Genomic DNA, 4,325 nt, shown 5'->3' on the forward strand with positions numbered 1-4,325 from the left:
TAGATCGTGCTGAGACAGAGGGCATATTGACGCAAGGGGAAGCGGAAGAACGGCTGAAGAAATGGACTTCCAAGTAGTTTGGTCTCCTGAAGCCATCGAAGACATGGAGTCCATTGCCGGCTACATATCTCGCGACTCCGAACGCTATGCCGCGGCGGTAGTTGACAGGCTTCTCAACGCTGCGCGTGATTTGAGCTACTCCCCTTATGCCGGCAGGATAGTGCCCGAGCTGGAGGATAAATCCATACGAGAACTGATTATCTACAGCTATCGGCTCGTATATCGCGTGAAGGGCAATGTAATCACGGTAGCGGCTGTCATTCACGGTAAGAGGCTTCTCGATCCCGTCACTGAACGGATCAGAGGGCAGCAACAATAGGGCAACAACATCGCTCGTCCAACAATTGCCTGAGCTTCCAGACCTCAGGTTAAGCAAGCTGAAGGGTTTGAGATTGCTTCGATTGGCTCGCAATGATGGAACAGAGGGTGCAGGGACACTTCCCTGCCGAGGGTTTGGGGCCTGCCGTGAGCCCTGGCCGAACGGCGGGTGTCCCCTGTAGGGGCGAGTTTGAAACTCGCCCCTACGAAATCCCCCTTAGCCCAACTTCCGCAGTTTCGAATCTGGGAGGTGGTTCTCCCGAACGTAAAGTTGGCACTACGTTTTTTGAATTTTCATCCGCTGAGGGAGGTGCAGTTGGAGCTTTTGGAGCAGGACGGCTTGGGCTTTGGTCGGCTGGGCGATGCAGCGATTTCGGATCAGGAACCCCTGTTTCGTCGGCAGGGTCACATCGACGACTTTGATCTGAGCGATCTCGTCGAGCACCTTCCGGGGCTCGCTGCCCAGTCCGGCTCTTTTGCACATCTGTCCGAGCGTCTTCCATAAAACATAAGCCAGGAAGCAGACCAGGATGTGAGCTTGAACCCGCGCTTCCTTCTGATGCCAGATGGGCCTGATCCTCAAGTCGCCCTTCTGAATCCGGAAGGCCGCCTCAGCCTCGGTCAGTTGAATATACGCACGCCAGAGTTGTTCTGCATCCCAATCGACGATATTGCTCCGCAGCAGGTAACAGCCTTCGCTCATTTCGGCCCAGGCTCGCCATTCCTCCAACTTTTCCCAGACCACCTCAGCCCCACCATCCCTTCGTTGCGTAACCTCGATCCGGAATAGGCCGGCGGCTCGGCTGTTGGCTTCCAAAAGCCTTCCCACTCTCCGTTCCACGATGCCCACCTTCTGCTTTTTCTTTTGACAACTCTCCACCAGCTTCGTCATACCTTTCTCGACGCGTTTTTCGAACCTCTCGTGGATTTGTTTCTCCTTGAGCGCACGGGCAGTGCTCCGGCAAAGGATGAAGCTCTCCTGTCCATCCGGCGAAGGACATCGCTTTACCTCCAGTCCTTCCCGCACCTTCTCCCAATCCTCCATAAGCAACTCTTTCTCGAAGCGCCTCAGTTGACTTTTGGGCGTCCCCACAATATATCGCCTTCCCCCGGAACGCAGATATTCCAGGTTCTCCTCCGATACCATCCCCCGATCCATGACCCATATCCGGCCGGCAGACCCGTACTGACCTTCGATCTTCTCCACAATCTCTTCCACCGTCGTCACATCGGTCCGGTTACCGGCAAAGACTTCATATCCCAGAGGCAGGCCGTCCCGGCTCACTACCAGGGCGATGCATACCTGCTTGCAATCGGGGCGATGATCCCGTGAATAGCCTCGTTTTGCCTGCGGATTGCCATCGCCTTGTCCTTCGAAATAGGTCGAGGTCACATCGTACAGGAGCAGATCGTATTCCAGATTGAACAGCTCTCCCAGACGCTCCTTCAGATGCTTCTCCAACTCAACCTTCTTAGGCAGAAGTTGATCCAAAGTCCGGTAGAGCCGGTCGTCATTAACCTTGTCATCGGGTATCCCGAGGAGATCACCCAGACAGCTTCTTTCGTACAGGTGCTCGGCGATCCGCAACTCGCTGGACGGTTCACCAAGACGCATCAGCACCAGGGTGAGAACCATCATCGGCCAGGGAATATCTTCCCGCCCGTCAGGCATCAGACGTTCCAGAAGATCAATGAGCCCAAGTTTCTCCGCCAACTCCAGGCCGAGCCAGTAGCCGCCAAAGTCACGCACTCGCTCCACGTGTACCCGTTTGGCATCCACCTCCACCCATTCCGGCTCACCTTCCTCATCGAACAGACGGCTTTGCCAGGAACACCCTTCATCGTTGGCTGCCCGCTGGACGCCCAGACGCTTGGCTTCTCCCACATCCCCCAAGTAGGCCACGATTCTCTGGCGAGGCCCTCGCTCCGTCCGATAGGATTCCACCAGTTCCCAGTATATGCCTTCCTGCTTCCCTTTGGCCTGCCCACATCTCTTCAGATACATGGGCACATTATAACAACATTGCCAAGAGTCGTTTTTGGTACTACATCGGGTTTTTTAAACGACTCAGCTTCACATGACAACCCTTCCCGGATTTGCTAAATCTGCGAAAACTCAATAAAAACCGTTTTGAAGCTCAAACTGCGGAAGTTGGGCTAAGCCCAATACTGTTCATTTAAGTCATTTTGTTGTATCCTAATAGACAAGGAGGGTACTCAAAATGGCACGGACAATTGCGGCACTTTCCCAGGGGTCACGAATTACAGACTACATCAGCATTGGAGTGCTCGCTAAGACCTTTCCCTTAGAGAAGGTGAACGAAATACTGGAGAGAACCGGTAAGACGAGCCAGAGGCAGCGTGATCTGCCTGCTCACGTGGTGATCTATTATGTGCTGGCATTGACGTTGTTCATGGAGGTATCTTATCGGGAAGTGCTCCGCTGTTTGCTGGAAGGAATCGAGTGGCTCTCGGCCCCCGGCACCCGGGTCAAGATCACCGGGAAGTCAGGGATTTCCCAGGCCCGAACACGGCTTGGCTCTGATCCGGTTAAGGAACTGCATGATGCGGTTGTCAAACCCATTGCCGGCAAGGATACCAAGGGGGCTTGGTATAGGCAATGGCGTTTGGTGTCTCTCGACGGTAGTACCATGGAGACAGCGGACAATCAGGAAAACGAAGCCGCCTTCGGGCGGCCGGGCGCCAGCCGGGGTCGGAGCAGTTACCCGCAAATACGCTTTGCCTCCCTGGTGGAGAACGGGACCCATGTCTTGTTCGGAACGCAATTGGGGGGTTGCCGTACGGCAGAGGCTACTCTGGCTAGAGAAGTAATTCCCCATCTTGAAGCCGGGATGTTGTGCCTGGCCGACCGCTATTTCTTTGGTTTTGAATTGTGGCAAAAGGCTCGGGGTACCCAAGCAGAATTGCTGTGGCGAGTGCGCAAGAATGTGTCGCTCCCCTGCCTCAAGCGTTTGCCGGATGGCTCGTACCTGAGTCAAATTTACGCTTACCGGCAAAAGCACCGCACCGCTACCAATGGGATTGATGTACGCGTCATTGAGTATGTCTTGGAGGGCAGCAGTTCCAAAGAAATCTACCGCCTGGTAACCTCCATTCTGGATCCAGAGGCCGCTCCCGCTCAGGAATTGGCGGCTTTGTATTGCGAACGCTGGGAAATTGAAACCGCTCTGGATGAACTCAAAACCCACTTACGCGGTTCCCGAATCCAGCTACGGAGCAAGACACCCGACCTCGTCAGGCAAGAATTTTACGGCCTGATGATGACCCATTTTGCCATACGGGGATTGATGCACGAAGCTGCCATCAGGGGAGATATTGATCCAGATAGGCTGTCATTCGTCCACGCCGTGCGCGTGGTGAGACGGAAACTAGCGAATCCCTTTGCTTTTTCCCCCTCAGCACAGGAAAGCGCTCCATGAAGCCGTACTCGATGAAATCCTGGAGGAACGAGTCGTCTCGAGCCGAGGCAGGAAAAATCCGCGGGGTGTAAAACGCAAAATGAGCAATTATCCCATTAAGATTCAATCCGGTAGATTACTTTGCACCAATACGCCAATAACAATCAGGATATTAAAGTGAACAGTATTGGGGCTAGTGTAGCGTCAACTTTGGAATGTCATTCTGAGCCCTTCGCTTTGTGTCATTCTGAACAGCGTGAAGAATCTCTGTGCCGCTCAGTGTAAACTCCGCGAAGAATCTCATCACCAATGGGTAGATTCTTCGGTCATCCGGTACGGACTCCCTATTCAGAAACTCCCCTCCAAAACCGTCATTCCGGGCTTGACCCGGAATCCAGGAGCCTTTGCATGGATTCCGGCCTTCGCCGGAAAGACGAATGGTGACAGTTTCTTGCCAGGCGTATTCCGCCGCGCGGAATCGGGAACTCAGAATGACAGTGCGTCACGTCAAGTGTGACACGACACTAG

3 protein-coding genes are annotated in these 4,325 nt (G+C 54.1%); 2 read left to right on the forward strand and 1 reads right to left on the reverse strand.

Annotated features, from left to right (window positions below; genetic code table 11):
• Window positions 1-61 precede the first annotated feature (61 nt).
• Window positions 62-379 carry a type II toxin-antitoxin system RelE/ParE family toxin gene (locus WC593_15860; protein MFA4826624.1) on the forward strand — a complete coding sequence of 106 codons (318 nt, stop codon included), beginning with the start codon at window positions 62-64 and terminating at the stop codon, window positions 377-379.
• Between the two features lie 276 nt (window positions 380-655).
• Here WC593_15860 and WC593_15865 read toward each other — a convergent pair whose 3' ends face one another.
• Complete coding sequence (locus WC593_15865; protein MFA4826625.1) at window positions 656-2,383, reverse strand: IS1634 family transposase; 1,728 nt, start codon at window positions 2,381-2,383, stop codon at window positions 656-658.
• 217 nt (window positions 2,384-2,600) lie between these two features.
• On the opposite strand from WC593_15865, the gene WC593_15870 reads away from it, so the two are divergent.
• Window positions 2,601-3,818 (forward strand): IS4 family transposase, encoded by a 1,218-nt coding sequence (locus WC593_15870; protein MFA4826626.1) that lies wholly within the window; start codon window positions 2,601-2,603, stop codon window positions 3,816-3,818.
• Window positions 3,819-4,325: the final 507 nt, after the last annotated feature.

This window comes from Methanoregula sp., from assembly GCA_041645435.1.
Lineage (GTDB): Archaea > Halobacteriota > Methanomicrobia > Methanomicrobiales > Methanospirillaceae > Methanoregula.